Source organism: Pedobacter nutrimenti (assembly GCF_003208655.1).
Classification (GTDB): Bacteria; Bacteroidota; Bacteroidia; order Sphingobacteriales; family Sphingobacteriaceae; genus Pedobacter; species Pedobacter nutrimenti.
This window is the reverse complement of sequence record NZ_QKLU01000005.1, coordinates 336,708-361,934: the sequence shown is the minus strand read 5'-3', so window position 1 is coordinate 361,934 and position 25,227 is coordinate 336,708. Positions and strand designations below refer to the sequence as shown.

The window sequence follows — 25,227 nt, the reverse complement described above, 5'->3', positions numbered from 1 at the left end:
CCACAACTAACCAGTATAAACAAAAAACCAGATTATGAACAGACATTTATTCTTTATTTTATCCCTCTGCATCATCGGCCATGCAGGGCTGGCATACAGCAATCCTATTCCTGTACATGCGAAAAAAGCGGAAACCATATCCGGAACTGTTGTCGATAAAAATGACCAGCCCATTCCGGGTGCAACCGTGGTCATTAAAGGCACCAAGACCGGTACTTCGACCGACCAGGCCGGTAAATTTGCGTTGAACAACACTCCTGATGGAAAAATACTGATCATCAGTGCCGTTGGCTATAAGTCTGTGGAACAACCCATCGGTGGTTCTGCTTTAAAAATTGTCCTGCTGGAAGATTTAATGGAGCTGAACGCGGTAGTGGTTACGGGTACCACCAATGCACTGAAAAAAATCGAATCCAGTGTGGCCATTTCCAGCTTCAGCAGTAAAACCATACAACAGCTTGCACCAAGTAGCGCCGCTGACCTGCTCAAACATGTACCAGGTTTTGTGGTAGAAACTTCTGGTGGTGAGGTGGGCAACAACTTATTTGCAAGGGGTATTCCTTCGGCAGGTGCTTATGAATATGTACAGATTCAGGAAGATGGCATGCCGGTTTTTGAAGATGGGGCCTTACAGTTTGCCAATGCCGACAACTGGCTTCGGGTAGATGAAACCATTTCACGTATGGAAGCCCTAAGAGGCGGTTCTGGTTCTATTTTCGCCACCAATGCACCCGGCGGGATCATCAATTTCATTACCAAAACGGGTACCAATGATTTTGGCGGAACGGTAAAATTAAGCACCGGGACTTCAGGACTGTTCAGAACAGACCTGAACATTGGCGGGGCCATTGTACCGGATAAATTATTTTACAACATTGGTGGTTTTTACCGGACGGAAAACGGGGTACGTAACCCTGGTTTTAAAGGCAACAATGGTGGCCAGATAAAAATGAACCTGAAATACAACCTGGATAATGGTTACATCAAATTGTCTTATAAAAAATTGGATGACAGAAACTTATTCCTTTTACCTATTCCTTTAACGGACAAGGATCACCCTAAAGGCATCGATGGTTTTAATCCAAATACAGGGACTTTAACTTCCCGGAATTTTAGCCAGCTGAGCGTTCCGCAACTGGGTGGGGGCACCTACAACAGAAACCTGGAAGATGGGGTACACCCTGTTGTGGATGTATTTGGAGGAGAATTTAAAACGGACTTGGGCGGTGGTTTTTCGGTGAGCAACAACATAAGATACACCAATATCAATATGCAGTACACCGCTATATTTCCAGGCGCTGAGCCTCAAACGGCAGCTGATTTTGCAAAAGGATATACCACCTCTGCGGGCGCATCCTTTCCGGTGCTAAACCCTCAGTATACGGATGTAAATACCGGCGCAGTGGTAAACCCGGCACTGGTGGCTAAAGTGGGCTACTGGGCCATTGACAAACAAATGAAAAACTTTGCCAACAACCTCAGGTTCGATTATAAAAATGATAAAACTACCCTTTCCCTTGGTTATTACTACTCCAACTGGAGTTCTGACCAGCAATGGAACTGGAGCAATTTACTGGTCAGCGTATCTGACAACCCACAATTGCTGAACCTGGTGGATAAATCTGTGGCTCCCGGAGCAGCCAATTATTCCAGGACTTATAATGGTGTAGCGGATATTTCATTTTTAACCAGAAAAGCACAGACCAAGGGGGATGTAAATGCTGTGTTTGGAAATGCAGAGATTAAGGCGACCGATAACCTGACCTTTGACCTTGGTTTACGTTTTGACATGGACCGCTACAGCGGCTATAAAGCCACCCAATCTGCGGCCCAGAATCTGGACAACAACAGCAGCTTTGGTTATGATTTCAGAAGCACAACGGCCGACAACTCCATCACCAACGTTTCAGGACCTTATTATTACTGGAAATATGACATTAACCGTTTATCGGGAAGTGCGGCTGCCAATTATAAGTTCAACGAGAATATGGCCACTTATTTCCGTTACAGCAATGGTTTCCGTTCTCCGATCGAAGAGTCTTATTTTGACAATGCCAGTGACCTGAGCAAGTTAAAACCTACGGTCATCAACCAGTTTGAACTCGGTTATAAGTTACAGGGCCAGCAATATGCTTTTTTTGCCAATGCTTTTTACATGAACCTGGACAATATCGCCTTTACAGACATCCTGCTCGACGGTACTTCCGAGAACAAGTTTGCCAAAGCCAAAAACATCGGTTTGGAACTAGAAGGACAGTTTAATGCCGGCGATTTTAGCCTGACGGTAAATGCCACCATTCAAGACCCTAAATTCAGGGATTTCTCTGGAAATGGTTTTGATTACAACGGCAATAAAGTGCGCCGGATCCCAAGCTTTTACGGAACCATCCGCCCGGCCTATAACATTACCAAAGCGCTGAGCATTTATGCTGAGGTCAATCATTTTGGTAAAAAATATTCCGACAACGCCAACGTTTTTGCTTTACCAAGCTTTGATGTCCTAAACGCAGGCATTTCCCTGAAGGTAAAACAAATGCGTTTTGCCATCGATGCCTCCAACCTGACCAACACCATTGGTTTAACCGAAGGCAACCCGCGGATCACATCAGCACCTGGCGCCATTTATTATGCCCGTCCAATTCTGGGCAGGTTCGCCAGGTTATCTGCTGCCTTTAACTTTTAAACACAACTACCTATACAATAAAAAGGGAACCTTTAGGGGTTCCTTTTTTTATGTTGAATGCTCAAAATAAAGAAATGCAAGTCAGACTCAAGGAGCTAAAAAGTGTATAAAAGCAAAGGAACAAGAAGGATAAAAGGAGCTAAAAGTAAAGGAATAGAAGGAGATATCTGTTTCGAAATGCGCCTGATCAGGCTCCTGAAGGGGAGCAGCCCAGCCAATATTTCTCTCCAGACACCCCTTCTATTCCTTAAAAAATTTCCATATAATTCTAACCCCATGCCTATCGCCCTTGTCAAATGCTTAACCAACTCGGCTCACAAGCACAAACAACCCAGCAACCATAACTCTCTCTGCATCCTACCAAAACTCACCTTAACCAACCTCCCAAATACCCCACCAACAATAACCTTCTCTGCACCCTGCCCGGACCATCCCCCCTCCAGCTAAGCCCTTACCATGTTCGATAATTTCTTGTAATAATTTATAAAAAAAGGCTGCGTTGTGAGAAGATATTGGCTGGTTTGCTCCGAAGGAGCCTAATCAGGCGCATCTTCGAACAATGACAGCCTTTTTTTTAAAACAAGTAAGGGTGTGCCTCCCAACACCAACAATAACCTTCTCTGCGCCCTGCCCGGACCATCCCCCCTCCAGCTAAGCCCTTACCATGTTCCATAATTTCTTGTTATGATTTATAAAAAAATGGCTGCGTTGTGAGAAGATATTGGCTGGTTTGCTCCGAAGGAGCCTAATCAGGCGCATCTTCGAACAATGACAGCCTTTTTTTTTACAAAACAGTCGTTTTTATAAACAAGTAAGGGCGTGCCTCCCAGCACACCCTTACCAACCTTAAACCAAACCTTACTTATTATGAAACTTTTATTTCTTTGTTTTCAGTTTTACTTTCATCTTTTTTACCAATAGTAATGTTTAAAATACCATTGATATATTCTGCGCTGATTTTATCGCCATCAACACTTTCAGGTAAAACGAAAGATCTTGCGAAAGAAAAATAATCAAACTCTTTACGGCTGTACGCTTTTTTATCTTCTTCGTTTACTTTTTTCTCTGCCCATACTGACAGGGTATCTTTTTTCAAATTGATTTGAAAATCTTCTTTGTTCAAACCAGGAGCAGCCAGCTCAATTTTGTAGTCCGTATCGGATTCCAGGATGTTTACCCCAGGGACCTTGTTAACGGTTAAATTTTTATTTAAAGCTTCATTAAACAATGAGTCAAAAAAATTGTTAAAATAAGGCGCTGTGTTTCTGGTTCTGTTGTTAAAATTTACTAAAGTCATGGTTGTGTTCTCCTATTGTTAATTTTTATTTTTTTAAATATTTATAATTCCCATTGTTCAACACTCATACCAAAGCCTATTTTTATGATTTTAAAGACATTTTGACACAAAAAACAAAAACAACAAGACAAAAAGACAGTAAACATGGATCAATTAGGCAGTTTTAAGTATAAAACCAATTTGGAAATGCGTTTTGCGGACTTCGATATGCTGGGGCATGCAAACAATGCCGTGTATTTCACTTACCTGGAAATTGCCAGGACCAAATACTGGAAACAGGCCGTAAAATGGGATTGGAAAAAAACAGGTGTGGTGATTGCAAAAGCAGAACTAGAATACATTACGCCTATATTTCTGGAAGACAAGGTCCACATTTATGTCCGAACCTCCAGAATTGGCAAAAGCAGTTTTGACCTGGATTACTTAATCGTAAAAACAGAAAGCAACAAAGAAACCGTTTGCAGTAAAGGCAAAACCGTTTGTGTAGCTTTTGATTATCAAACGCAGAAGGCCACCCCGATACCGGAAGACGAGAAAAACAAAATGCTGCAATTTGAACAGTTGGCCAGCAGCTAAATTCCCGGCAGGGCAATAAAAAACCGGCTGAACAAATCATCTTGCTCAGCCGGTTATATATTTATTAAACTTTAAAAAATCTTGCCCGGATTTAAAATACTGTTTGGATCAAAGACTTTTTTGATGCTTCTCATTAAATTAAGGTGTACCTCGCTGTATTTAATGGACATAAACTCCCGCTGAACCAGGCCTATTCCATGCTCCCCGGAAATGGTACCCCCCAGCTGGCTGGTCAGTTCAAAAATCTCGACGATACCATCTTTGAGTTTATTTTTCCAGTCTTCATCGCTCATTCCAGCCTTAATGATGTTTACATGCAGGTTTCCATCACCAGCATGACCATAACAAACACTTTCAAAACCATACCGTGCACCAATTTCCTTAATGCCTTTAATTAATTGCGGCAAGGTCGCCCTTGGCACTACGGTATCTTCCTCTTTATAAATTGAATTGGATTTTACCGATTCTGGCATGGTCCTTCTGATTCTCCAGATCTCTTCTTTTTGCTGGGCGGTATCGGCAAAAAGCACATCGGTACAGTTAAATTGTTCCAGTACCTGATTGGCTTTTTCGCAGTCCTTGAAAATGTGATCCAAATCGTCTCCATCAAATTCCAGCATCAGAAAGGCATTCACATTGTCTTTCAGATCAAACTTAATGTCATCGTATTTTATAACCCACTCCACTCCTTTTCTTTCCATAAATTCCAAAGCAGAAGGAATAATCCCAGCCCTGAAAATAGCAGATACGGCACCGCAGGCCTCTTCATTTTCAGCAAAAGAAGCCATCATCAATACACTTTGAGTAGGCTTTGGAATCAGTTTGGTGACAATTTTGGTCACTACACCCAGCGTACCCTCAGAACCAATCATCAACTGGGTGAGGTTATAGCCTGAAGCATACTTTAAAGTATTGGCCCCTGTCCAGATCACCTCACCGGTAGGCAATACCACTTCAAGGTTAAGGATATACTCCCTGATGGTACCATATTTAACTACCCGGGGGCCACCAGAACCGTGGGCTACGTTTCCACCGATAAAACAAGACCCTTTACTGGAGGGATCTACAGGATACAACAGGCCTTGTTCGGCCACTGCATCCATAAATTCTTCGGTAATGACACCAGGCTCCACGGTAGCCTGCAGGTTCTGGGTATCTATATTGATGATTTTTTTAAATTTCTCCATGGAAAGCAACACACCACCAAAAACAGGCAATGCCGCACCGCTCAGGCCTGTACCACCACCACGAGGGGTTACCGGCACATGATTTTCGTTGCATAATTTTAACAGGGCAGAAACAGAAACGGTATCCACCGGTTTCACGACAACTTCCGGAAAGTATTTTAGATCTTCAGTTTCATCATGAGCATAATTGGCCAGGGATTCCTCGTCTGTAAAAACATTGGCGGCCCCAACAGCTTCTTTAATTTGATCCAGGAACGTTGAAGTAATTTTAGTGTATTGCATGAAGTAACAGGTTTAATATATGGTATGGGTTAGGTTTTCAGAATTTTACTCAGCGTTGTAACGCAGCTGTACAAAGGAATGCCCAATTTCACCGGGCATGGGCGGATGGAGTTTTTTTATACCCACTTCGGCCGTCAGCAAAAAAGGATAGAAAGACAGAATTCGGTCGAGCATATTGCGCACAACAGTTTCCAGCATTTTTTGGGTCCGGGCCATCTCTTCCCTCATGATGCTGTTGAGTACTTCGTAGTTAACGGTGTGCTGCAAATTTTCGGAATCACCGGTAGGAACAAAGGTAACTTCTGCACTGACCAGAAAATGATTCCCTGTTCGTTGTTCTTCAGGATAATAGCCATGTAAGGAAAAGAATTTCACCTCTTTAAGTGCAACGGTTTGTATCAGCATTGGTATAACTTTAATTTTTTAGCGGGTTTTAGCCGGCCATTCCGCTAAATTATTAACTTTGATCGTAACTAATGGCATAAGGAGCGGTTAAATTTATAAATTCCAAAACCTTCCCTGCCTTTAACCGAATTAGACGAGAATTTAAGCCTGAACCAAATATTATCGAAATGAACAAATCTGGAAAGAAAGATCTCTACGAAGCACCTGATTACTATTTAATTGATGAGCTGTTGTCTGAAGAACATAAACTGATCCGTTCTACTGCCCGTGACTGGGTCAAAAAAGAAGTCAGCCCGGTCATTGAAGATTTTGCGCAGCGGGCAGAGTTTCCATCGCACCTGATTAAAGGTTTGGGAGAAATCGGTGCCTTCGGCCCGACCATTCCCCTGGAATATGGAGGAGCCGGTTTGGATTACATTGCCTATGGCATTTTAATGCAGGAAATTGAACGGGGCGATTCGGGAATACGTTCTACGGCCTCGGTTCAGGGCTCACTGGTCATGTACCCTATATATGCTTATGGTACCGAAGAACAAAAAAAGAAATACCTTCCCAAACTGGCCACCGGAGAACTGATGGGCTGTTTTGGTTTAACCGAACCTGACCATGGCTCGAACCCTGGTGGCATGGTCACCAATATTAAAGAACAAGGCGACCATTATATTTTAAATGGAGCCAAAATGTGGATTTCCAATGCCCCATTTGCAGATATCGCAGTTGTTTGGGCAAAGGACGAATCGGGAAAGATCAGGGGAATGGTTGTAGAACGCGGAATGGAAGGTTTCAGTACACCTGAAACCCACAACAAATGGAGTTTAAGAGCCTCTGCAACCGGCGAGTTGGTCTTTGACAATGTGAAAGTCCCTAAAGCCAATTTGTTTCCAGACATCCAGGGCCTTAAAGGACCATTGGGCTGCCTGAACCAGGCCCGCTATGGCATTGCCTGGGGTGCTTTGGGTGCCGCCATGGACTGTTACGATACGGCATTAAGGTATTCCAAAGAAAGAATCCAGTTTGGAAAACCCATTGGGGGCTTCCAGCTGCAACAAAAAAAGCTGGCGGAAATGGTTACAGAAATTACCAAAGCCCAACTGCTGGTCTGGCGTCTGGGTGTACTGAAAAGTGAAAACAGGGCTTCTGCAGAACAGATTTCCATGGCCAAAAGAAACAGTGTGGAAATTGCCCTGGATATAGCCAGAAATGCCAGACAAATGCTTGGCGGAATGGGCATTACCGGAGAGTACTCTATTATGCGCCATATGATGAACCTGGAATCTGTGGTTACTTATGAAGGTACCCATGACATCCATCTGCTCATTACCGGAATGGATGTCACCGGCTTAAACGCATTTAAATAGGAACAATGAAAACATTTAAAAAATATTACAGCTTTCCTGTTCCACCCCAGGAGGTTTACCTGGCCTTAACCAAAGCGCAAAGCATACAACTGTGGACAGGTGCAGAGGTAAATTTCACGGAGGAAGCCGGAACGGAATTTTCATTCTGGGATGGGGATATTGTAGGCAAAAACATTGCTTTCGAACCCGGAAAGAAAATTATACAGCAATGGTACTTCGGAGAGGACACCGAGCCTTCTGTGGTCACCATCAAATTGCACCCGGATAAAAAAGGGACTTCTTTGGAATTTGTGCAAACCAATATTCCGGATGAAGATTTTGTGGATTTTACGGAGGGTTTACAGGAGCATTATTTTGGAGGGCTCCTGGATTTCTTCGAAGAAGAATAAAGTTAAAAAGCGCCGTACAATGTTATACGGCGCTTTTTTTTAGATTATTTTGCAGTGCTGAACTCCACTTTTACATTTTCACGAAGGTTATAGTGTGAAGCCATCACTTCTCCATAAGCCCCTGTACTCCTTAAGGCAATTAAATCACCCCTAAAAGTTTCCGGAAGTTCAACTTCCTTTCCAAAGCAGTCTGTACTTTCGCAGATCGGACCAACCACATCGTACTTCATGGCTGCTTCCGTTTCTGGTCTGCTGATGTTTTCAATTTTATGATAAGCCTGGTATAAAGCAGGCCGCATCAGTTCTGTCATGCCGGCATCCAGGATCAGGAAATTTTTCTTCTTTCCGTTTTTCACATACAGCACCCTGCTGATCAGAGAAGCCGATTGTCCGACCAATGCCCTTCCAAGCTCAAAATGAACCTCCTGATTCGGTCTGACTTCCAGAAAATCCTGAAAAATTTTAAAATAAGATGCAAAATCAGGTATTTGCTCATCAGGTTGATGATAATCTATTCCAAGGCCACCACCAACATTCAATACTTTGACTAAAAATCCACGTTCCTCAAACCAGGAAGCGAATTCATTGACCCTTACACATAAATTTTTGTACACATCCAGATTGGTGATTTGTGAACCAATATGAAAATGAACGCCGATAAACTCCAGCTGACTGCAGCTTTTTAAGGTTTCTGCGCAGGCCGGTAAATCCCAGGAATTGATTCCAAACTTGTTCTCGTCCAAACCGGTGGTAATGTTGTGATGGGTATGTGCATCTACATTCGGATTAATCCGGATGGCAACTTTCGCTTTTTTACCTTTTTTTCCGGCCAGTTCATTGATTACTTCCAGTTCCTGAATGGACTCCACGTTAAAGCAAAAAATATCAAGGTCCAGTGCCTCATTGATTTCCTGATCGGATTTACCCACACCAGCAAACACTACTTTTCCAGGCTCAAAACCAATTTCAACTGCTTTTTTTACTTCACCTCCACTCACACAATCTGCACCAAAGCCGGTAGACCTGATCTTTTCAAGCACTGCCGGATTAAAGTTTGCTTTCATTGCATAATGAACATGAAAATTGTACACCTTTGCAGCATTAGAGCAGGCCTGAAGTGTATTTTGCAATAAAGTAAGATCGTAATAATAGAACGGTGTTTCTAAATTTGCAAAATGGCTGATGTCTTTATTAGAAAACATAATGTTTAAATATCTGATTATATTTTGTTTAGTTGGTTTGATGTTAGTCTATGCAGGCAATTATTTTGATTACCAGAGAGAAAAGATCAGCAGGAAGGAATATGACAGGAGAACCCGTTTTTTTATCCTGCTGGTCTTTTTATGTATCGCTATAGTCGTTTATCTTAAGAAAAAGTAAAACCTTATTCGAATAAACGGTTATGCAGGCTTCTGAGTGCTTCGGTTTTATCCCCGGTATTGATCAGCAGTGAAATGTTATAATTACTGCCTCCGTAAGAAATCATACGGATTGGAATATGTTTTAAAGCATCCAGTACCCTGGACGCATAACCATGTTTTTCTGCACCAAAGTCCCCTACCACACAGACAATGGTTTGATCCCGGTCAATTTCTACCGATCCAAAAGCATGAAGCTCCTTCACAATCGCATCCAGGTTATCTGTAAAATCAATGGTCAGGGAAACGGCAACCTCTGAAGTTGTGATCATGTCTATAGGCGTTTTGTAACGCTCAAAAATTTCAAACACCTTTCTTAAAAAGCCATAGGCCAGCAGCATTCTGCTGGACTGGATTTTTATTGCCGTAATGCCATCTTTTGCTGCAATTGATTTAATTTTTCCTTTTTCACTGTCGGCAGCAATAAGGGTACCCTGTGCCTGGGGCTCCATGGTATTGAGCAAGCGGACAGGTATTTTATATTTTTGTGCAGGGAATACAGATTGCGGGTGCAGGATCTTCGCCCCAAAATAAGCCAGCTCGGCCGCTTCGTCAAAAGACAAATGCGAAATGGGTTTGGTGCCCTTTACAATACGTGGGTCATTGTTGTGCATCCCGTCGATATCTGTCCAGATTTGTACTTCTTCGGCCAGAATTGCAGCCCCCAGCAAAGAAGCGGTATAATCGCTTCCGCCCCTTCTCAGGTTATCTACTTCGCCAAAACTGTTCCTGCAAATAAAGCCCTGGGTAATAAACAATTTATTTCCTTTATGCTTTTCCAGCAAGGGCTGAAGATTTTTTGTAGTAAAAGGAATATCCGGTTCATTGTCCTCATCAATTTTCATAAAATCCAAAGCCGGCAGCAGTACAGAAGGCACACCAATGGATTTCAGGTAAATGTGATATAAAGTAGTGGACAGTAATTCTCCTTGTGCCAAAACAACTTTTTCCTCAATGGGAGTAAACATGTCATTACTCAGGGCAGCAAGAAAATTAAAATGGTAATCGACAACTTCCTGTCCCTGCTCCCTGAAGTCCCCTTCTGCCAGCAGTTCAACAACAAAGTCATTATATTTCTGATGCAGGGCGTTAATCAGTGTTAACGCCTTTTGCTTGTCTTCCTTTAAAAGTTTGCCAGAGATTTCTACTAAACTGTTGGTGGTGCCGGACACTGCCGACAGAACCACGATCTGTTCTTCAGCCGGATTGATTATATCCAGCAATTTCATCATCCGCTCAGGGCTTCCAACGGAAGTTCCTCCAAACTTTAATACTTTCATTTTTCTTTTGTTATTTTTTCGTTTATTTAAACTTTACTATTTGATGGTAATAAATCCATTCTATCCGTATTATTTATATTTTTGTTATAGTCCCGGAATTTCCTATCAGGGCGTGAAAATAAATAAAACGAAGGTAATAATTAGGATATAAGCAAAATAAAATTTGGAATGGCAGGAAGTTTGCCCCTACTGAACAAAACATGATATTAAATATTAAAAACTCAACAAAACATAAACAATATATATGCAGTTAGAACAAAGTACCCTGACAACCATAAACCAATGGTTGAATGGCAATTACGATGAACAAACCAAAAAGAACATTCAAAACCTGCTTGATCAGGAATCCTATACAGAACTAACCGATGCTTTTTACAGAAATTTAGAATTTGGTACCGGTGGTTTACGCGGCATTATGGGCGCTGGTTCTAACCGTATTAATAAATATACGATCGGCACGGCGACCCAGGGCTTAAGTAATTACCTGTTAAAGAAGTATCCGGGCGAAAAAATTAAAGTAGCCATTGCCCACGACAGCCGGAACAACTCCGACCAGTTTGCGAAAATTACAGCAGATGTATTCTCTGCAAACGGCATTTACGTTTATTTCTTTAAGGAACTGCGCCCGACTCCGGAGCTTTCTTTTGCCATCCGCGAACTGGGCTGCCGCAGCGGGGTCATGCTAACGGCTTCCCACAATCCCAAAGAATACAATGGTTATAAAGCCTATGGCGCCGATGGCGGACAGTTTACTGCCCCTGATGATCGGCTTGTTATGGATGAAGTGGCCAAAATCACCTCCATTGATGAGGTAAAATTTACCCGTATTGATGCCAACATAGAATTAATCGGGGAAGAAATAGACCAGCTGTACCTGGACAAGATTACGGCATTATCTGTATCTCCTGAGGCCATCAGCCGTCAGAAAGACCTGAAAATTGTGTATTCTCCAATTCATGGAACAGGCATTACTCTGGTGCCTAAAGCCCTTGCGCAATTTGGTTTTGACAATGTGACCATTGTTGAAGAACAAAGCAAACCGGACGGCAATTTCCCTACGGTGGTGTATCCAAATCCCGAAGAAAAAGAAGCCATGACGCTCGCCCTGAAAAAAGCACAGGAAATTGATGCAGACCTGGTACTGGCAACAGATCCTGATGCAGACCGCGTAGGTATTGCCGTAAAAAACAACAACAATGAATGGATTTTACTCAATGGCAATCAAACCGGCAGTTTGCTGGTGCACTATGTGCTGACCGCCTGGGAAGAAAAAGGAAAAATTGACGGAAACCAGTATATCGTAAAAACTGTCGTGACCTCCAACCTGATTGAAGCCATAGCAAAAGCTAAAAAAGTAGATTGCTACAATACCCTGACCGGCTTCAAATGGATCGGTCAGCTGATCACCAGCCTTCAGGGCAAGAAAACTTTTGTGGTTGGTGGTGAAGAGAGTTATGGCTATTCTGTCGGAGAACTGGTCAGGGACAAAGATGCAGTGATATCCTGTGCCTTTATTGCCGAAATGACCGCTTATTACAAAGATAAAGGAAGCAGCCTGTACAATGCTTTAATTGACATGTATGTGACCCACGGTCTTTATAAAGAAGAACTGGTATCCCTAACCAAAAAAGGTAAAACAGGTGCCGAAGAAATCAAAGCCATGATGGAAAAATTCAGGAACAACCCTCCTGCCAGCCTTGGTGGCTCAAAAGTCAGTACCTTAAAAGATTATGAACTGGGTACGGAAACGGATTTGAATACAGGAAAAATATCAAAACTGAGTCTTCCAAAATCAGATGTTTTGCAGTTTGTCACTGAAGACGGCAGCATTGTTTCTGCGCGTCCATCTGGAACAGAACCAAAAATCAAATTCTACTGCAGTGTGAATGCAACTTTGCCCCAGGCAAGTGAGTTTGATAAGACAGATGAAAAGCTAGGCCTAAAAATCAATGCGCTGATGGAAGATCTCCAGAAATAAAGAACAATTATCATTTTAAAGACATCTCTCTGGTTTGAACCTGAACCCTGGAGATGTCTTTTTTGTACCCGCCGTCCCCACTCCATTTTACACCGTTCAAACCCCGGTATCTGCAATTCATCAGAATTAACATGTAATGTTAACGGTATAGTAACATATTTGCCTTTTAAAAGCACTAATCAGTATCTTTAACTATGTTCAATACCTGGAACTCTGAGAACATTGAAAAACCCATCAGCTTAAAGCAATGGAAAAAGGTGAACCTGGTTGGACTCGCCATTGGCCTGACCATATCGACCTCATTGGTCATTCTGATGTCCCTGATTAAAGGACAGTGGATTGGCACCAGGCAAGCCATTTTTCATTATATTTTTGGAATCATTATTTCTATTTTTGTTTGTAACGGATTGTTGTTGTCCAAAAAATTCTGGGCTAAAAAAGGAAATGGTGTTGTCCAGATCCTGATTTACTACGCTTTCAGCCTGGGGGCTGTATTTATAGCCATTGAGGTCATTTACCTGCTCTTAGCTGCGGTCCTTAAAACACCCTATACTTTTTTTCATAAAGACGATTTTCTCTTCAGCTGTGTTTTGACGATCATTGTGAATACAGTGATGTATGTTCATAATGCCCAAAAGGTCAATTTGAACAACCGCATAAAGGAAAAAGAACTGGCTTTGCTCCGGCTGAATCAAATGAAAACCGAAGCAGAACTGGCCACACTGCATTCTAAAATTAATCCGCATTTTTTATACAATTCCCTGAATGCCATTGCCAGTCTGATCCATGTAGATCCGGACAAAGCCGAGGGTATGACCCTCAAATTATCGAAACTGTTCCGCTACAGCATCAATCAGACCCAGGAAAACCTGGTGAGTGTTACTGAAGAAATAGAAATTGTGAACACTTACCTGGAAATTGAAAAAGTGCGGTTTGGAGACAGGATCAGCTTCAAAACAGACCTTGATCCTGCTTTAAACAGAGAAAAAATCCCAAGGTTCCTGATCCAGCCCCTGGTCGAAAATGCCTTGAAGCACGGCCTTAAAAATGTCCTGTCCCATGGAATGCTCCGCATCAGCATCAAAAAAACCGAGCTCATGGAGATTATCATTGAGGACAATGGCAGCCCTTTTCCTGAGGAACTGGAAATCGGTTATGGACTGCAAAGCACTTATGATAAACTTAACCTACTGTATGGCAGCAACAATTATGAAGTGCAAATTTTAAATTATCCCAATAAACAACTCCGGATTCAATTCCCTGTAACTTATGACTAAAATTTGGCGTACACTGATTATCGATGATGAAGAACTGGCACGGCAGCGCTTGAAAAGGCTCTTGCTTCCTTATGAGCAATTAAATATTATAGCAGAAGCTGCAAACGGGATCCAGGGGCTTGAACTTATTGAAAGCCACCGGCCTGACCTGATTTTTCTGGATATAGAAATGCCTGTGCTCAATGGCTTTGAAATGCTTTCGCGGATTAAAGAACAACCCAAAGTGATTTTTACAACAGCCTACGATCAATATGCTGTAAAAGCCTTTGAAGAGGAGTCTATAGATTACCTCCTTAAACCCATTGAAGCAGAACGCCTTGAAAAATCCCTCGCAAAGCTTTCCCGCTTTCAGCAGCAACAGGATTATAACCTTCCTTTGGAACTGCTGATGAGCAAGCTTAAAGTCAAAAAGGAAATTAAAACCCTGACGGTCAAAATCGGGGACCGCATTTTACTGATCAAACTGAATGACATTGTCAGTATAGAGGCAGAAGATAAATATGTTTTTTTAAATACCCTGGACGGGAAAAGGCACCTGACCGATTTTACGATCTCTGCCTTACAGGAAAAACTTCCGGAAAATTTCCTCAGAATAAGCCGTGGGTCTATTATGAATACCGATTTAATTCAGGAAATCCGCAAGAGCTTTAATGGAAGCCTTATTTTTATCATGAAAGACAACAACAGTTCCAAATTAAGTTCCAGCAGAGGCTATAGCACTGCATTAAAGGAAATGTTTGAGATTTAAACGCTAAATTTGGCCTGATGTTAAAGTATTTTTTGCTAGCCCTGTTGACGGGTATTTCTGTGCACGTTCATGCGCAAGGCCTAAGCCTAAAGGACCTTGAGGCACCCATAGGAAAATCCATGACCTATGTGAGCGATTCCTTGATTAACAAAGGCTGGAAACTCAACGCCGGATTAACCGGATCTTTTGAGACCGACTATTACAGGACCTTTTCTTACGGAAACCTGGAAAGTGATGCTTCCAAAGCTTTGGCCTGGATTAGAATTCATACCGAAAGAACTGCCGTTAACCGCATCTATTATCAGGCGCCGGACAAAGAGGCCTACGAAGCTTTACTTAAGGAAATAGAGGCCCTTCAAGCAGTTAAATTGGACACGCAGCTTATTGAAAACCAAACGGTCACCGTATTTAAAGGAAAAAATTATGTTTATCAGGGAATTACGGCAGACCAATCCTTTACCATTGTGGTGATCAGCCCCAGTTTTTATCAAAACCACACCGCAGCGCCCAAAAAATGATTTCTGATTATTTCATAAATTTGTTTAAGAAATTTAAATAAACATTAAACAATCGTTAACTTTGTTCTAAGAAACATTAGAACGATTGCAGTGTTAACAGGCCATATTAATTTTATAAATTATCAAAGGAAAATAGGTTTTATCACCGAGCTGGACACTTCAGTCAGCTTTATACTTTTAGCCTCTGACAATCCGGACCTGGATTTCAATACACTTTTTCTTCATGATCAGGTTACCTTTGAAAAAAGTGATGGAAAATACAGTCACCATGCCGTTCAGGTGCGTAAGATAAGATCGGGTTAATCCATTTATTTCAACAACTTTTCAGCCCTGAACAAATTATCTGCGGCCTGCAGGATTTTAGCCCTGAGCTTTGGATTATAAGATGGGTGTGTCTTTAAAAAATCACGGACCGTGTTCGCTGCTGCTGTGCTTTGGTAATTCCCAAAAGTAGCCTGCAGCCAGGACTGCGGAAAAAAGATGTCACCGGTAACCTGCAATTCTTCCAGTAGGTTTAAACTTTCCGGCAAATACCTTACAGAGGAATTCTGTCGCAATGGATGGTGCAGGTAATACAAGGCGGCCAGCACATTTGACTCTTTAGCCCGGTTTTGTTTTTCTTTCAGGCTTTTAAAAAACTGGTCTCTGGTGCCCTGGTCTGCAGAAAGGGCCGGCATGATAAATTCAAAGCGTTTTTTACGGTCTGCATTGATAATCCTGCCCAGCTGGGTACGAAGAATACTGGTATCGGCATTTCCTTTTAAGGCCAGCGAAAAAGCCAGGGAAGTATAGTCATCTTCCGATAAACGGATTCCTGCTGGAGCAGTCTGGCTTTTCCAGATCTGGTACAACCTGTCCGCTGCTGCTGTACTCAGATAAATGTCCTGGTAAGTTTTAAAAAGGATCTTTTTTTGGTTCGGGGAATTTTGCGCCTGCAAGGCAGACCATAAGGAATCTTCCAGTGTTGCTGCAATTTTGAGGCGTTCAGGCATCGTACTAAAATTCCAGAAAATGGCGCTGATATACCCATTGATCAGCTTCAAACTGAGTTCGTCTGTTTCTTTGTCCAATCCTTGTATAAATAAATTGAGTAACTGCCCTGGCTCAATGCTTTTAGCCCTCAGCATATTCTCATACAGGGAAATATAAGCCGAGGCCCTTCTAAGGGGTTTTTCAATTTTATAAAGCTGTGCAAACATCGCTGTGTCCACCGGCCAGCGGCCATAACCCTGGCCCGAGGAATTAAATAATATAAACGATGGTTTTTCCAAACCAAAAGCCTCTTTAAGTTCGGTTTTAGCGCCATCTAATCGGACGGTCATTTCCCGGCTGTAATTCGGATAAAAGAAAGTCAGTTCAAATGACTGGGGCCAGACACGCGGTAAACCTTGTTCAGGGGCCTGTTCAATGGTTAAACGATTAATTTTACCCTCTTTGAGTTCCATCTGGTAATCGATTTTTGGCATACCCGTTTCATTTACCCAGACTTTGTTCCAGCGCTTCAGGTCTGCAGAACTGTATTTGGACAAAATGGCAATGAGGTCCGGCCAGGAAGCATTCCCCCCTGCAAACTTCCGAAGGTATTCCCGGATCCCTTTTTGAAAAGCCTCTGGTCCGATCAATCGCTCGAGCTGACGCATCATTATGGGTGCCTTATGATAAATGATATTTCCGTACATGGTCCCTGCCTCATTCAGGTTGTCGAGCTCCTGACGGATCGGATTGGAACCCTGGGTCCGGTCTGTTGCATAGGCCGCAGGAAAGTGGTCCACCAGAAATTTTAAATCAAATTCATCGCTTCCGTTTGCATCAGCCATACTTTTATCGGCCATAAAATTGGCAAAAACTTCCTTCATCCATACATCATTAAACCAGTCCATGGTCACCAGGTCCCCAAACCACATGTGCGAGGTTTCATGGGCAATCAGGTTGTTTCTGGCATTGATCTGGTCTTTTGTTGCACCATTGTCCAAAAACAAGGAAGCTGCTTTGTACTGAATGGCTCCCGGATGCTCCATGCCCCCAAACTGAAAATCGGGTATGGCCACATAGCCAAACTTTTGAAAAGGGTAAGCAATGCCCGTCCACTGTTCCAGGTATTTTAAGGCATTGCTGTGTGTTTTAAAAATTTCCGGAACGCTAAGCCTGATTTTAGCTGTATCTGTTTCCCGAAACAAAAACTCTGTTTTCATGGAAGACACCATTCCCTGGCTTTGTGTAAAGCGGCCTGCTGCAAAAGCAAACAAATAGGTACTGATGGCCTGGGAAGTATTAAATTTATAGACTTTACGGTTATTTTCCAGAAGGGAATCTTTTAAAATGCCATTTGAAATGGCCTTCCAGTGAAGTGGCAACTTTAAACTGAGGGTATATGTGGCTTTCAGGTTGGGCTGATCAAAACAAGGGAATACTGTTCTGGCACGGTCCGGAACAAATAATGTATACAGGTAATCTGTATTTCTGTTTAAAGCACCTTCACCTGCCTGAAAATCAATTTTCACTTCGTTGCTGCCACTTTTAAGATACGCAGCAGGAATAATCAGATGTTCCTTCTGATGCTGAGCTGGCACTTTTTTTTGGTTCACCAGTACAGATTTCAGCTTGGCTGCATTTTCTTTAAAGTCGATCTGCAATGGGAATTTCACCTCTTTTAACTCAAAACGGAGCACCTCCTTTGCCTGGATAGCGGCCTGGCGCTCTTCCGGTAAATCAAATTCCAGCTCATACCGCACTTTACTCAATACAGATTTCCGGTACGCGGCCAGTTTTTTTGACACCCCATTTTCCAGCCCAAGACCTGAAGCTTTAGGGACTTGCAGTATACCTGCCTGGGCAGTCCACGAAAGAAAAAAGAGCGACAGGAGGTAAAATGATAAAACACGCTGTTTAAGAGTCATACCAGATGGTTAATTTAAATTCCCGAAAAAAAGAGAGAGATGTTTATAAAAATACAAAAAATTAAAAAAAAACGGGAATTGGTTTGAATTTTGGTGGGCATATCCCGAACTTGTCTGAACAGCATTTCATAAAAACATCTGTATTGATATGGCATTTATTGACTATTACAAAATACTCGGCATTGACAAAACTGCAAGTCAGGACGACATCAAAAAGGCCTACAGAAAACTGGCCAGAAAATATCATCCTGACCTGAATCCAAATGATAAAGAAGCCAATAAACAATTTCAGCAAATCAATGAAGCCAATGAGGCCCTTAGTGATCCGCAGAAGAGGAAAAAGTATGACGAATACGGTGAAAACTGGAAACATGCGGAAGAATATGAGCAGGCCAAACAATCCCGGGCCAACCAGCAGCATGCACAGGGAGCGGGCAATCCGTTTGGAAACTCCGCTTATTCAGAAAGTGCAAATTTTGGGGAAGGGGATTTCTCTGATTTCTTTGAATCTATGTTTGGTGCTGCCGGTGGCAGGTCCCAGCGGGGCAACACAAAATTTAAGGGGCAGGATTACCAGGCTGAGCTTCATTTATCGCTTCGGGATGCCTACAACACCCATAAACAAACCCTGACCGTCAATGGTAAAAACATCAGGATTACGATTCCCGCCGGTATTGCCAATGGGCAAGTGATCAGCTTAAAAGGCCATGGTGCCCCTGGGGTTAACGGAGGACCAAACGGAGACCTGTACATTACGTTTAATATTTCAGATGATCCTTCCTTTAAGCGGCTCAATGATGATCTTTACACCACGGCCGAACTGGATTTATATACCGCAGTACTGGGCGGAGAGACCACAGTAGAGACCTTTAACGGCAAAGTAAAACTTAAAGTTGCTGCCGCTACACAGAACGGCACAAAGGTCCGGCTAAAGGGAAAAGGCTTTCCTGTCTATAAAAAGGAAGGTGAATTTGGCAATTTGTTTGTCACCTATACGGTAAAAATACCAGATCAGCTGAGTGAAAAACAACGTGAATTATTTAAAGAACTGGCAAAATCTTAAATCTATGAGCATGCAACTTATAAAAATCACAGAATATTGTGTTCACTATAATATAGAACCTTCTTTCCTCATTTCTCTTGAAGAATCGGGCATCATTAGCCTTACCCTGGTGGGACCAGATAAGTTTATCCAGGAAGACCAGTTTTCAGAAGTAGAAAGATATATTCATTTACACTACGATCTGCAAATCAATATAGAAGGCATCGACGCAATCAGACACCTTCTTGGAAAACTAACAGATATGCAGCAGGAGATTACCGTACTCAAAAACCGTCTTCAGCTGCACGAAACCCTTCAGAGGTCATAAATTTCCGGGTTCACTGCATGAGGCAATCGTTCGCCTTTTAAACCGGCGATAATGTTCTGTGCGGCCAGTACAGACATGGCATCCCTTGTTTCACGGGTAGCTGAGCCAATATGAGGCAAAATACAAACATTTGGCCTGTCCAGTAAGGGATCATCTGCCGCCATTGGCTCGGGATTAGTGACATCGAGTCCGGCCCCCCAGATCATTCCCTGGTCCAGGGCTGTTTTTAAATCCCGCTCATTGTGCATGCCTCCCCTGGCTGTATTGATAAATATGGCTTCTGTTTTCATTCTTGAAAAAGCTTCCAGATTGAATATCTCCCTGGTCGAAAGGCTTAAGGCTGCATGCACAGAAAGTACGTCACTTTTTTTCAGTAAAGCTTCGAAAGGAACTTTCACGGCCCCCAATTCTTTTTCTGCCTGCTCATTATGTGCCCGGTTATGGTAAATGATTTGCATGTTGTATGCCCCTTTACAACGTTTGGCCATCTCCATACCTATTCTACCCAAGCCAAAAATACCCAAAGTCTTGCCATAGAGTTCTATTCCCAAATTTGCAGTAGGTTCAAAAAAGTCCCAGGCCCCTTTCTGGATTTGTTTGTGCATGTAAAATGCTTTTCTCGAACAGGCAAGCATCAACAGGAAAGCCGTATCAGCAGTGGCCGCACTCAATACCCCCGGGGTATTGCCCACCGGGATTTTCAACCGGCTGGCCTCTTCCACATCTACATTATCGTAACCCGCAGAATGCAGCGCAATCACTTTGAGGTGTTTACTGGCATTTAAAAAAGCCGCATCTATTTTTGTGCTTACACTCAGTAAGGCGTCGTTTTGACTACAGTAATCAATCAGCTCCTGAGGAGTCAGGGGCCGCTTCTGCGTCCACATATTCACTTCAATTCCTGCTTCTTTCAGCAGCTCCAAGCCTTTTTCGGGGATAACCCTGGTGATAAATACTTTCTTCATATCGCAAAAAAAATTCCCATGTAACTAAACATGGGAATTGCACTTAATGTTTTTCGTGCCCTTCATCTTTACACAAACCGACTATTTCATGGAAGCGGTCATGTAAAGCCACAAGGCTCTTTTTGATTTGCTCATCTGTTCCTTTTTTACGGATCAGTTTGTCCAGGTCTAGACTTTCAGCAGCCAGTAATTTTACTGCTTTTTTTACGGCAGGCTTGTTAAATTCTGATGGGATCATCGAACTGTTCAGTTTCGCTGCTTTTTCAGCAAGCTCAGCACTTCTTTCTTTAACAGGCTTTAAATCGCCTTTTTCAGAAGGGTGAAAGGTTTCAGACATCACTTTGTGAAATTCACCAAGTGCAGGCCAGGAAGAAAATTTATTCTGTGCTTTCGAAACCAGTGTACCCAGTGCAACAAACAGGACCATTAACAGAGCGGTTTTTTTCATATTGTTCATTTTTAAATTGTAAAACATTAAGCGTTTTTTTGTAAGTATAAACCAATCCTGCCTGACGGTCAAATTTTTCTTAAAATTTAAAACCGGGCCTATTTTTTATATTCTTCCAACAAGGTATCCATGTCCTCCATTAACTTCTTTACATCTGCGTCAACGGTACCATCATAAGCGCCCCTGATGCGTTTTTCCTTGTCCACAAGGATCAGATAGCCCTGGTGCACAAAACCTCCCGGAGATTGCTTGTCTTCTTTCACACTCACCAGGTAATTCCTTTCGGCCAGTGCGTAGATTTCATCCCTTGTCCCCCATAAAAACTCCCATTGTGTGCCTTTAACGCCCAGCTTATTCGCATAAGCTTTCATTCTTGAGGGCACATCGTATTTGGAGTCAATGGTATGTGAGGCCAGTTTAACCTGTGGATTGTTTTCGTATTTTTTATACACCTTCAACAGATTTCTGTGCATGGTCGGGCAAATGGTCGGACAGGAGGTAAAGAAAAAATCGGCCACATAAATGCTTCCGTCAAAGTCTTTCCCTGTAACCACCACACTATCCTGGTTCAGGAATTTAAAGGCCGGTATGGTCCTGAAAACCGTATCCGGGACAGTTTTACCATTTACCGTCTTTTCGTTAATCTCCGCCTGTAAAAAAGGCAAACGCGCCCGTTTTTCCTTGCAACCCATTAAACATAAAAGGACCAAGGCTATAAAAGAAGCTCTGTAGATCATTATTTTTTGAATTTAGATAAGTAAGCGTTTGAAACTTTGATTTCCTGTTTATACAAGCTGTCGATCCGTGCGATCTTCGCTTTTTCCCCTTTAAAATACACAATTGCATCTTCATTGGATTTGTTACTTACATCAGGTTCAAACTGATGCATCCAGTTATTCATCTGTTCTTCGGCATGGCTTAAACTCGCTTTAAGTTCCAACATCTGTATTTTTTCCTTTAAGGTATCTATTTCAGGACGGATGCTTTTTGCCTTCCTGAGGTCTTTAATCAGAGAGTCCAGCTTCATCTGGTTTCCCACCACAACCCCCTGGTCTTCCATCACCACGTCATGAAACTTCATCACCTGGTCACGTTCTGTTTTATAATCCTGTTGCTGGCTGCAGGCTGCAGCAAAAAAAGCACATATACTAATCGCTGTTAATCTTTTCATAATTGTTTTTATTGTAAATCATACGGGCACGTCCGCACTGGGACGAAATCATCATGGTAAACCACAGTGGTTCTGTGGCTCCTGTTTTGGTCGTTTATCCCCCGAATCGGGGAGGATGAAAAACAGAACCTGCGGCCGACTGGGGAATTCCGGTGCACAAAGGTATGTGCAAAGCAAGCAGGGGAACTGAAAAGTTTCTGAATAAAAAGGGCTGGACAACCAGCGCTTCCAGGGTTGTATTTTTCTGCGCCTGACGCTCCTGTTTCTGCTCTTTTTCTTCCGCCTGTTTGAGCTTTTTCAAGAGGTAACATTTTCCGTTACAATGCAGCTGTGGTTTATCTTTATTGACGCAAAGTTCCCTGGCAATATAAGCCTGGTTCATTTCAAAACCAGCCTCAATAAACAGGTTGGACAAGTTTGCAGAAATGGAACAAAAGATCAGTAATATGGCCGTTAAACGAGTCAGCATGCGGGGCAAATATACGCAAACATCACCTTTCTGCGCAGCAATATTCTGATTAAGATGTGCATTTTTCAACAAGTCTCAAAAATTCAACAAAAACAAAACAAATACCTGTTTATCAATTAAATAAATTGACACATATAAACAAAAAATACATTACTAAAAAAATTTAGGAACATTTTTTCAATAAATTAATAACGTGACAGTTACAAACTCAATATAGAGTATAAGTTCAATTATATAAACTTCAGATAAAAAGGAAGCAAAAAATGCGCTCCTCCCCTTTTCAGACAAAAAATATTTAAAACAAATGGATTGGAAAAACAGAAAACCCCCAGGTTAAAATGGCGCCCATCCTAAAGGTCTGGCGCCTGATTTTACAACAAAAACCAGCGCATTATTTTTCGGAAAGCATCTCCTGCGGCCTTGTTCCGAGCACCTTAAAAAAGGTATTGCTGAACGTGGAAACACTTTCATAACCGACCTGGAAAGCGACACTTTTAACCGTCTCTCCATTGACCGAAAGCAGTTCGGCGGCCTTGATGATTTTCAGTAATTTCTGGTAACCTGCAAAAGTAATTCCGATGTCTTTTTTGAACAAGCGTTCCATGGTACGAACCGTAAGGTTAAATCGCGCAGCGATTTGCGGCGAGCGGAATTCATTGCGGATATTTTCTGCCAGATAACCGACCACATCTTTTATTCTTGGATCAGAAGGCATCGGAAGCACCAATGGAATGGCAGCTTTAAAGCTTAGAGGCAGGATCCTTTTTAAGCCCTGCAAAAAATCCTGTTCAACGGCATCCTCCTTTTCCAGCCTGGACCATTGTTCTGTAAACAGGATCATTTCCCGCAGGACCCTGGGTGTATTAAAAACATTAATATTTTCAAAGAAAGGCTGCTGGCCGGTACTGCTAAAAAACAGACAGCGCAGGTACACCGGATGGACCGGTGAAGAGGTCCTGTGGGCCATACCAGGTGGTATCCAGGCACAATGATGGGTAGGCAATAAATAAGTCTGGTTTGCTGTGTGCAGATACTGCAAACCTTTTTCCACGTAAATGAGCTGCCCCCTGTGGTGTGCATGCCATTCATCTGAAAATTTCCAGTTGGCCTCATGCCATACATAAGCTCTTTTATCAACCGCGTCGACGGTCAGGTGACAAAATCTGGCCTTTTCCTCCATTGTCGTTTTTTAACATGTAATTGGCAAATATAAACATTTCGCCATGGCTTACTTTACAGACCTTTGCCTGCTCATATTAAAAAACTATGCATTTATTCCATCTCATCAGCAAAAGTGCTGTCACCACCTGCCTTATAGTCCTGACCTTATTTTCTTTAAGGGCCCAGGCCAGGCAAAATAAAGAAATTAACCGCCGCATTTTGGTCCTTTTCAATACCGAACAAGGGGGCACCTACAAACTTGCCCTGGCCATTGCTTCGGGAATAGAAAAAATGGAAGGCACAAAGGCCGTTTTAAAACAGGTTCCCCGGATAAAACCTTTGCAAAACGAAAAAAACATGGCCTTTTCCGGAATACCTTATGCCAGCATTGAAGATCTGACAGCCTATGATGGCATTGCTTTTGGCAGTCCGGTACATTTTGGCAACATGAGCGCAGACATGCGGTCCTTTCTGGACCAGTCTGTAGCCATCTGGACCGCCAGAAAACTGGAAGGTATTCCGGCTACTGTATTTATGTCTGCGGGCAGCGGGGCAGGAAGAGAAGCTGCGGTCCTTTCCTTCTGGAACACCCTGGCCCTACATGGCATGATCATCGTTCCCACCGGAATAATGGGCAACACGCCTTTTGGTGTGGTTTCCATAGCTGGCGCAGCTGGAGCACAGCGCCCCTCTCCGGGAGAACTTCATCTGGCCCAGCTTCAGGGTTATGCACTGGCAAGGGTTGTAAAGGGCTGTGCTCCACTGCATGATGCAAGCCCATCGGTTCAACCTGCAAAAAATGATATAGAAACGCGCTTAAAGGATCTGGGTATTACACTCCCCGAGGCACCTGCGCCGGTTGGAAGCTACAAAACCTATAAAAGGACAGGAAATCTTATTTTAATCAATCAGATCGCTTTAAAAGCAGGCCATATAGAACATCCTGGCATGATTGATAAAGAAGTCACTACCGAACAAGCCAGGCAGGCAACCAGGCAAACGCTCCTGAACATTCTGGCCGTACTTAAAGATGCAGCGGGCGGTGACCTGAACAAAGTAAAACAGGCGGTACAGCTCACTGGTTATTTTTATACACCAGCAGGTTACAGTCAACATGCAGCTCTCATGAACGAAGCGTCGGATTTACTTGTGGCTATTTTTGGCGAAAAAGGCTTACACACCCGTGCAACGGTTGGTGCATCTTCGCTGCCGATGAATTCGGCTGTCGAAATCCAGGCCATATTCGAACTGGAATAAAAAAGGGCTTACAACATCAGGCAAAAGGGCAACTTCCGCATCTTTTGCCTCTTTTGTATTTTTCACAGCATTCCGATTTTCTCTTGCTTTTGC

At 42.7% G+C, this 25,227-nt stretch carries 23 protein-coding genes; 11 read left to right on the top strand and 12 right to left on the bottom strand.

All coding sequences use genetic code 11. The annotated features are described in order from the left end of the window. Window positions 1-34 precede the first annotated feature (34 nt). Window positions 35-2,683: a TonB-dependent receptor gene (locus tag B0O44_RS16490; protein ID WP_110832874.1), complete on the top strand. Its 2,649-nt coding sequence runs from the start codon at window positions 35-37 to the stop codon at window positions 2,681-2,683. A gap of 865 nt (window positions 2,684-3,548) precedes the next feature. On the opposite strand, the gene B0O44_RS16480 is transcribed toward B0O44_RS16490, so the two are convergent. Next, entirely contained in the window at window positions 3,549-3,980 is a 432-nt protein-coding gene (locus tag B0O44_RS16480) for an Hsp20/alpha crystallin family protein (protein WP_110832870.1), read from the bottom strand. A gap of 144 nt (window positions 3,981-4,124) precedes the next feature. Here B0O44_RS16480 and B0O44_RS16475 point away from each other — a divergent pair, with 144 nt between their 5' ends. Continuing rightward, on the top strand, window positions 4,125-4,556 hold the full coding sequence (locus B0O44_RS16475) for an acyl-CoA thioesterase (RefSeq protein WP_245943684.1): 432 nt from the start codon (window positions 4,125-4,127) through the stop codon (window positions 4,554-4,556). A 71-nt stretch (window positions 4,557-4,627) separates the two neighbouring features. Here the strand turns inward: B0O44_RS16475 and B0O44_RS16470 are convergent, their stop codons facing one another. Together B0O44_RS16470 and B0O44_RS16465 are read right to left on the bottom strand one after the other, a co-directional pair. Then, window positions 4,628-6,025, bottom strand: coding sequence for an FAD-binding oxidoreductase (locus B0O44_RS16470; RefSeq protein ID WP_110832867.1), 1,398 nt, complete (start codon window positions 6,023-6,025; stop codon window positions 4,628-4,630). Between the two features lie 45 nt (window positions 6,026-6,070). Further along, window positions 6,071-6,430 carry a dihydroneopterin aldolase gene (locus B0O44_RS16465; protein ID WP_110832865.1) on the bottom strand — a complete coding sequence of 120 codons (360 nt, stop codon included), beginning with the start codon at window positions 6,428-6,430 and terminating at the stop codon, window positions 6,071-6,073. A gap of 167 nt (window positions 6,431-6,597) precedes the next feature. Between B0O44_RS16465 and B0O44_RS16460 the strand changes: the two genes are divergently transcribed. Together B0O44_RS16460 and B0O44_RS16455 are read left to right on the top strand one after the other, a co-directional pair. Next, window positions 6,598-7,788: an acyl-CoA dehydrogenase family protein gene (locus tag B0O44_RS16460; protein ID WP_110832863.1), complete on the top strand. Its 1,191-nt coding sequence runs from the start codon at window positions 6,598-6,600 to the stop codon at window positions 7,786-7,788. A 5-nt stretch (window positions 7,789-7,793) separates the two neighbouring features. After that, window positions 7,794-8,177, top strand: a complete 384-nt coding sequence (locus tag B0O44_RS16455; protein ID WP_110832862.1) for an SRPBCC domain-containing protein — start codon at window positions 7,794-7,796, stop codon at window positions 8,175-8,177. Between the two features lie 44 nt (window positions 8,178-8,221). Here B0O44_RS16455 and lysA read toward each other — a convergent pair whose 3' ends face one another. Together lysA and B0O44_RS16440 are read right to left on the bottom strand one after the other, a co-directional pair. Next, window positions 8,222-9,379 (bottom strand): diaminopimelate decarboxylase, encoded by a 1,158-nt coding sequence (gene lysA, locus B0O44_RS16450; RefSeq protein WP_110832860.1) that lies wholly within the window; start codon window positions 9,377-9,379, stop codon window positions 8,222-8,224. 182 nt (window positions 9,380-9,561) lie between these two features. After that, entirely contained in the window at window positions 9,562-10,875 is a 1,314-nt protein-coding gene (locus B0O44_RS16440) for an aspartate kinase (RefSeq protein ID WP_110832856.1), read from the bottom strand. Window positions 10,876-11,119: 244 nt separating this feature from the next. Here B0O44_RS16440 and B0O44_RS16435 point away from each other — a divergent pair, with 244 nt between their 5' ends. The 4 genes from B0O44_RS16435 to B0O44_RS16420 all read left to right on the top strand — a co-directional run bounded on the left by B0O44_RS16435 (window position 11,120) and on the right by B0O44_RS16420 (window position 15,396). Beyond that, on the top strand, window positions 11,120-12,853 hold the full coding sequence (locus B0O44_RS16435; RefSeq protein WP_110832854.1) for a phospho-sugar mutase: 1,734 nt from the start codon (window positions 11,120-11,122) through the stop codon (window positions 12,851-12,853). A gap of 194 nt (window positions 12,854-13,047) precedes the next feature. Beyond that, complete coding sequence (locus tag B0O44_RS16430; RefSeq protein ID WP_110832852.1) at window positions 13,048-14,130, top strand: sensor histidine kinase; 1,083 nt, start codon at window positions 13,048-13,050, stop codon at window positions 14,128-14,130. After that, complete coding sequence (locus B0O44_RS16425) at window positions 14,123-14,878, top strand: LytR/AlgR family response regulator transcription factor (protein WP_110832850.1); 756 nt, start codon at window positions 14,123-14,125, stop codon at window positions 14,876-14,878. The genes B0O44_RS16430 and B0O44_RS16425 overlap by 8 nt, the downstream gene beginning before the upstream one ends. Window positions 14,879-14,895: 17 nt before the next feature. Continuing rightward, window positions 14,896-15,396 carry a hypothetical protein gene (locus tag B0O44_RS16420; RefSeq protein ID WP_110832848.1) on the top strand — a complete coding sequence of 167 codons (501 nt, stop codon included), beginning with the start codon at window positions 14,896-14,898 and terminating at the stop codon, window positions 15,394-15,396. Window positions 15,397-15,704: 308 nt separating this feature from the next. Here the strand turns inward: B0O44_RS16420 and B0O44_RS16410 are convergent, their stop codons facing one another. Next, window positions 15,705-18,293: a M1 family metallopeptidase gene (locus B0O44_RS16410; protein WP_110832844.1), complete on the bottom strand. Its 2,589-nt coding sequence runs from the start codon at window positions 18,291-18,293 to the stop codon at window positions 15,705-15,707. A 148-nt stretch (window positions 18,294-18,441) separates the two neighbouring features. On the opposite strand from B0O44_RS16410, the gene B0O44_RS16405 reads away from it, so the two are divergent. Beyond that, window positions 18,442-19,356 carry a DnaJ C-terminal domain-containing protein gene (locus B0O44_RS16405; protein WP_110832842.1) on the top strand — a complete coding sequence of 305 codons (915 nt, stop codon included), beginning with the start codon at window positions 18,442-18,444 and terminating at the stop codon, window positions 19,354-19,356. 10 nt (window positions 19,357-19,366) lie between these two features. Then, the gene (locus B0O44_RS16400) at window positions 19,367-19,663 is read left to right on the top strand and encodes a chaperone modulator CbpM (RefSeq protein WP_245943683.1); all 297 of its coding nucleotides are present in this window, start codon (window positions 19,367-19,369) and stop codon (window positions 19,661-19,663) included. On the opposite strand, the gene B0O44_RS16395 is transcribed toward B0O44_RS16400, so the two are convergent. From B0O44_RS16395 to B0O44_RS16370, 6 genes are all read right to left on the bottom strand, one after another. Continuing rightward, window positions 19,651-20,628 carry a 2-hydroxyacid dehydrogenase gene (locus B0O44_RS16395; RefSeq protein WP_110832838.1) on the bottom strand — a complete coding sequence of 326 codons (978 nt, stop codon included), beginning with the start codon at window positions 20,626-20,628 and terminating at the stop codon, window positions 19,651-19,653. The two genes, B0O44_RS16400 and B0O44_RS16395, sit on opposite strands and share 13 nt — an antisense overlap. 43 nt (window positions 20,629-20,671) lie before the next feature. Beyond that, window positions 20,672-21,076, bottom strand: coding sequence for a hypothetical protein (locus B0O44_RS16390; protein WP_146229855.1), 405 nt, complete (start codon window positions 21,074-21,076; stop codon window positions 20,672-20,674). Window positions 21,077-21,174: 98 nt separating this feature from the next. Further along, window positions 21,175-21,813 carry an SCO family protein gene (locus B0O44_RS16385; RefSeq protein ID WP_110832833.1) on the bottom strand — a complete coding sequence of 213 codons (639 nt, stop codon included), beginning with the start codon at window positions 21,811-21,813 and terminating at the stop codon, window positions 21,175-21,177. Next, window positions 21,813-22,247 (bottom strand): hypothetical protein, encoded by a 435-nt coding sequence (locus B0O44_RS16380; protein ID WP_110832831.1) that lies wholly within the window; start codon window positions 22,245-22,247, stop codon window positions 21,813-21,815. Before B0O44_RS16380 ends, B0O44_RS16385 begins: the two co-directional genes overlap by 1 nt. Before the next feature lie 94 nt (window positions 22,248-22,341). Then, window positions 22,342-22,716 (bottom strand): hypothetical protein, encoded by a 375-nt coding sequence (locus B0O44_RS16375; RefSeq protein ID WP_110833060.1) that lies wholly within the window; start codon window positions 22,714-22,716, stop codon window positions 22,342-22,344. A 391-nt stretch (window positions 22,717-23,107) separates the two neighbouring features. After that, complete coding sequence (locus B0O44_RS16370; protein ID WP_110832829.1) at window positions 23,108-23,896, bottom strand: AraC family transcriptional regulator; 789 nt, start codon at window positions 23,894-23,896, stop codon at window positions 23,108-23,110. Between the two features lie 86 nt (window positions 23,897-23,982). Between B0O44_RS16370 and B0O44_RS16365 the strand changes: the two genes are divergently transcribed. Next, window positions 23,983-25,134 (top strand): Atu1372/SO_1960 family protein, encoded by a 1,152-nt coding sequence (locus B0O44_RS16365; RefSeq protein WP_110832827.1) that lies wholly within the window; start codon window positions 23,983-23,985, stop codon window positions 25,132-25,134. The last annotated feature ends 93 nt before the right edge of the window (window positions 25,135-25,227 follow it).